The sequence below is a fragment of the Arthrobacter sp. TB 26 genome, from assembly GCF_000427315.1.
Taxonomy (GTDB): Bacteria; Actinomycetota; Actinomycetes; order Actinomycetales; family Micrococcaceae; genus Arthrobacter.
The window spans coordinates 1-4,962 of record NZ_AUPJ01000496.1; the positions used below are offsets into that span (position 1 = coordinate 1).

6 protein-coding genes are annotated in these 4,962 nt (G+C 68.0%); 4 read left to right on the forward strand and 2 right to left on the reverse strand.

All coding sequences use genetic code 11. The features are described 5' to 3' along the window. The 4 genes from K789_RS0119625 to fabF all read left to right on the forward strand — a co-directional run. A partial coding sequence (locus tag K789_RS0119625; protein WP_024368240.1) for an ACP S-malonyltransferase occupies positions 1-515 on the forward strand: 515 nt, incomplete at its 5' end. Then, positions 512-1,573, forward strand: coding sequence for a beta-ketoacyl-ACP synthase III (locus K789_RS0119630; RefSeq protein ID WP_024368241.1), 1,062 nt, complete (start codon positions 512-514; stop codon positions 1,571-1,573). The genes K789_RS0119625 and K789_RS0119630, both read left to right, overlap by 4 nt. Positions 1,574-1,711: 138 nt before the next feature. Then, positions 1,712-1,957 carry an acyl carrier protein gene (locus K789_RS0119635; protein WP_011692310.1) on the forward strand — a complete coding sequence of 82 codons (246 nt, stop codon included), beginning with the start codon at positions 1,712-1,714 and terminating at the stop codon, positions 1,955-1,957. 152 nt (positions 1,958-2,109) lie between these two features. Next, positions 2,110-3,345, forward strand: a complete 1,236-nt coding sequence (fabF, locus tag K789_RS0119640) for a beta-ketoacyl-ACP synthase II (RefSeq protein WP_024368242.1) — start codon at positions 2,110-2,112, stop codon at positions 3,343-3,345. A gap of 123 nt (positions 3,346-3,468) precedes the next feature. Here the strand turns inward: fabF and K789_RS0119645 are convergent, their stop codons facing one another. Both K789_RS0119645 and K789_RS0119650 read right to left on the reverse strand, forming a co-directional pair. Beyond that, positions 3,469-3,972 carry a DUF3145 domain-containing protein gene (locus tag K789_RS0119645; RefSeq protein WP_024368243.1) on the reverse strand — a complete coding sequence of 168 codons (504 nt, stop codon included), beginning with the start codon at positions 3,970-3,972 and terminating at the stop codon, positions 3,469-3,471. Positions 3,973-4,273: 301 nt separating this feature from the next. Then, positions 4,274-4,962: tyrosine-type recombinase/integrase (locus K789_RS0119650; RefSeq protein WP_024368244.1), on the reverse strand; the 689-nt coding region annotated here is incomplete at its 5' end.

A 4,962-nucleotide genomic window follows, 5' to 3' on the forward strand; every position in this document is an offset into this window, starting at 1 on the left:
CCGGGGTCCTGGCCGCGATCGAGGCCTGCGGCGCCACGGCAGCCAACGTCAACGGCGCCGGCCAGACCGTCGCGGCCGGAACCCTGGACCAGCTCAAGGCCCTTGCCGAGAACCCGCCGGCCAAGGCCCGGGTCATCCCGCTCAAGGTCGCCGGCGCATTCCACACCGCGCACATGTCCCCCGCCGTCGCGGCGCTTCGGGCCCTCCGGCCCTCGCTGCACCCGCGGAACCCGCAGGTCCCCCTGCTCTCCAACTTCAACGGCGCGGAAGTCACCGATGGTGCCGCCGCCGTCGAGAGCCTGATCGCCCAGGTTTCCCGCCCGGTCCGCTGGGACCTCTGCATGGAAACGCTCGTGAAGCGCGGCGTGACCGGCGTGATCGAACTGGCTCCGGCCGGAACGCTCGCCGGACTCGCGAAGCGCGGCATGCCGGGCGTGAAGACCGTGACCGTCAAGACCCCGGACGACCTGTCCGCCGCCCTGGCCCTATTCGCAGAACTGGAAGGACAGGCATGAGCGTGCCCACGTTGAAGCAGGCCCCCCTGCACGAGAACACCCGAGTCATGGGAGTCGGCGCATACCGGCCCAGCGTGATCGTCACGAACGATGACGTCTGCCAGTGGATCGATTCCTCCGACGAGTGGATCCGCCAGCGCACCGGCATCATCACCCGGCATCGTGCCCCCGCTGACGTCAGCGTCATCGACATGGCCGAGGGCGCTGCCCGCGAGGCCCTGCAGAAGGCCGGCATCGACGCCTCCCAGCTCGGCGCCGTCATTGTCTCCACTGTGACGCACCCGTACGCGACGCCGTCCGCAGCCGCCAGCCTCGCCGACCGCCTCGGCGCGACGCCGGCCCCGGCCTTTGACATCTCCGCCGCGTGCGCCGGGTACTGCTACGGCATCGCCCAGGCCGATGCGCTGGTCCGCTCCGGCGCGGCCGACTACGTCCTCGTGGTCGGCGCGGAAAAGCTCTCGGACGTCATCGACAACACCGAGCGCACCATCTCCTTCCTGCTCGGCGACGGCGCGGGCGCCGTCGTGATCGGCCCCTCCGACACCCCGGGCATCGGCCCGTCGGTGTGGGGCTCGGACGGCAGCAAGTGGGACGCTATCGGCATGACCGGCTCCATGCTGGACCTCCGCGAACTCGCCACGGCGGGCAAGCAGGGCGGTGCGCTGAGCGCCGAGGAAGCCGCCGTCACCGACGCCGCTGTCTGGCCGACACTCCGCCAGGACGGGCAGACAGTCTTCCGCTGGGCAGTCTGGGAAATGGCGAAGGTGGCCCAGCAGGCGCTGGACGCTGCCGGCATCAGCGCCGACGATCTCGCGGCCTTCATCCCGCACCAGGCGAACATGCGGATCATCGACGAGATGGCTAAAAAGCTGAAGCTCCCGGAGAGCGTCATCATCGCCCGGGACATCGCCGACGCCGGCAACACCTCCGCAGCGTCCATCCCCCTGGCCACCCACCGCCTGCTGCAGGAAAACCCGCAGCTCAGCGGCGGGCTTGCACTGCAGATCGGCTTCGGTGCCGGACTGGTTTTCGGTGCCCAAGTGATCGTGCTTCCGTAGGCGTTCCTGTTTCCCCAAGCTCTTCCCTTTTTCCCCGTCTTCATATCCCAGAGCAAACCGAACCCTCGGTTTGAGTCATTTCCGCCCAAGCTGCCGGCACACCGGCAGCCCACGGCAATAACAAGAAAAGGAGCCATCATGGCTAGCAACGAAGAGATCCTGGCCGGCCTGGCTGAAATCGTCAACGAAGAGACCGGCCTGGCCACCGAGGCTGTCGAACTGGACAAGTCCTTCACCGAGGACCTCGACATCGACTCCATCTCGATGATGACGATCGTCGTCAACGCTGAAGAGAAGTTCGGCGTGCGGATCCCGGACGAAGAGGTCAAGAACCTCAAGACCGTCGGCGACGCCGTCAGCTTCATCGCAAACGCACAGGCCTAATTACGGCCCCGGCCGGTCCGGGGGCGCAACTGCACCCCCGGACCGCCCTTTGCAGCACCACCCCAGCAGCAACCCACAGTTTTTCAAACGCAGGCCCCGGCTAGCATTCCCAAGTCCCGGATACGGCAGGCGCACCGACAGAGAGTGATCCCATGGCACGCAAAGTAGTCATTACCGGTCTGGGTGCCACCACACCCATCGGCGGCGATGTCCCCACGATGTGGAAGAACGCGCTGAAGGGCGTCTCCGGCGCGCACACGCTTGAGGACGACTGGGTGGCCAAGTACGAGCTGCCCGTCCACTTTGCCGCCCGCGCGTCCACCCCCGCGACGGAGGTCCTGAGCCGGGTCGAAGCCAAGCGCATGGACCCGTCCACGCAGTTCGCCGTTGTGGCCTCCCGGGAGGCCTGGGCCGACGCCGGTATCACCGAGATCGACCACGACCGCCTGGCCGTGGCCTTCGCCACCGGCATCGGCGGAGTCTGGACCCTCCTGGATGCCTGGGACACCCTGCGCGAAAAGGGTCCCCGCCGCGTCCTGCCCATGACTGTTCCCATGCTGATGCCCAACGGCCCGGCCGCGGCGGTCAGCCTCGATCTTGGCGCCCGCGCCGGCGCCCACACCCCTGTCTCCGCCTGCGCGTCCGGCACCGAGGCCGTTCACATGGGCCTGGACCTGATCCGCTCCGGCAAGGCCGACGTCGTCGTCTGCGGTGGCGCCGAAGCCGCCATCCACCCGATGCCGATCGCCGCGTTCGCCTCCATGCAGGCACTCTCGCGCCGCAACGACGATCCCGAGCACGCCTCGCGGCCCTACGACCGTGACCGCGACGGTTTTGTGATGGGCGAAGGCGCCGGTGCCCTGGTCCTTGAAGCCGAGGAACACGCCCTGGCCCGCGGTGCCCGGATCTACGCAGAGCTGGCCGGCACGTCGGTCACCGCCGACGCCTATCACATCACCGCCCCGGACCCCCAGGGTCTCGGCGCCACCCGCGCGCTGAAGGCCGCCATGTTCGACGGCCGCATCCAGCCCGAAGACGTTGTGCACGTCAACGCCCACGCCACGTCCACGCCGGTCGGCGACAAGCCCGAGTACGCGGCCCTCAAGGCCGCGCTGGGCAAGCACGTGGACGATGTCGCAGTCTCGGCCACCAAGTCGCAGATGGGGCACCTGCTGGGCGCCTCCGGTGCCGTGGAAGCCGTGCTGACCGTTATGGCCATCTACGACCGCAAGGCGCCGGTGACCATTAACCTGGAGAACCAGGACCCGGAAATCCCGCTCGACATCGTCACAACGGCCCGCGACCTGCCCTCCGGCAGCATCTCGGCGCTGAGCAACTCCTTCGGCTTCGGCGGCCACAACGCCGTGATCGCGGTGCGGAGCATCTAGCCCCAACTGCCCGCAGCACGCCGAGATGACAGATGGCGGCAATGTTCTTCGTGAACATTGCCGCCATCTGTCATCTCGGCGCAGCTATGGGGGTGTGTTGCGGTGGATCCCGGTTCGTGAGTCCTAGCCGACCTGGTGGAGCCAGCGCACCGGGGCGCCTTCGGCGGCGTGCCGGAAGGGCTCGAGCTCTTCGTCCCAGGCTTCGCCGAGGGCCAGGGAAAGCTCATGGTAGACCGCGGAGGGGTCGCCGGCGCCGGATTCATAGGCGTAGCGGATGCGGTCTTCGGAGACCATGATGTTGCCGTGCACGTCCGTGGCGGCGTGGAAGATGCCAAGCTCTGGCGTGTGCGACCAGCGGCCGCCATCGACGCCCTGGCTGGGCTCTTCCGTGACTTCGTAGCGCAGGTGCGCCCAGCCGCGAAGCGCGGACGCCAATTGAGCCCCCGTGCCCGGATTTCCGGTCCACGACAGCTCAGCCCGGAACATTCCGGGCGCTGCTGGCTGAGCAGTCCACTCAAGGTCCGTCCGCTTGTCCACAACCGAACCTATGGCCCACTCAACGTGGGGGCACAGGGCAGTTGGGGCCGAGTGAACGAACAACACACCGCGGGTCAGTGCAACAGACATTCCATCCTCCATAGCTGTAGGTACGTCTTCCCCAACGACCTCTGCCTGGATGTCTGTCTGTTGCGCGGGTCCGTAGTGATGCCGGTGGTCCTTGCCAGACTATTAAGTTACTGCCCGGTTCCTCGGTGGGACTTGATGCTCAAGAGCTTCAAGCAACACTTGAAAGTTGCCGGGCGTGAGTCTTATTCTGCCGTACCCCACCTAATTACGCCAGTGCAATTCGGCGCGTCTTCTCCGGCGCGCCGCGCAGCATGCCGTATGCGTCCAATTCGGTCGACTGGGCCGGCCTGACGCCCTGGGTTCAGGCCCGCGGGTGGGCCTGCTGGTAGCTCTGCCGGAGCCTCTCGACCGAGACATGGGTGTAGATCTGGGTCGTGGCCAGGCTGCTGTGGCCCAGGATCTCCTGCACCGCCCTGAGGTCGGCCCCGCCGTCGAGCAGGTGCGTGGCGGCGGAGTGCCGGAGGGCGTGCGGGCCCGTGGCGGCGGTGTCCCCCAGGGCTTCCAGCAGATCGTGGACCACGCTGCGGACCTGCCGCTGGTCGACCCGTTTGCCGCGGGCGCCGAGGAAGAGTGCGGGCCCGGAGGTATCCGTGGCGAGGGCAGGCCGGCCCCGGCGGAGCCAGTCGTCGACGGCGAGCGCCGCGGGCAGGCCGTACGGCACCGTGCGTTCCTTGTTGCCCTTGCCGAGTACCCGCAGGGTCCGGCGGTCCGGATCGAGGTCGTCCACGTCGAGGCCGGCCAGTTCGCCGACCCGGATGCCCGTGGCGTACAGGAGCTCTACCATGGCCCGGTTCCGCAATGGCACGGGTCCGCCCTCGGCGGCTGCGGATTCCGCGCCGTCGACGAGTCGAAGGACCTGCTGCTGATGCAGCACTCCGGGCAGGGACTTCTCCCGTTTCGGCGCTTTCAACCGGAGTGCGGGATCCGCTTCGATCAGTTCCTCGCGGACGGCCCAGGCGGCGAAGGCCCTGGCCGTGGCGGAGCGGCGGG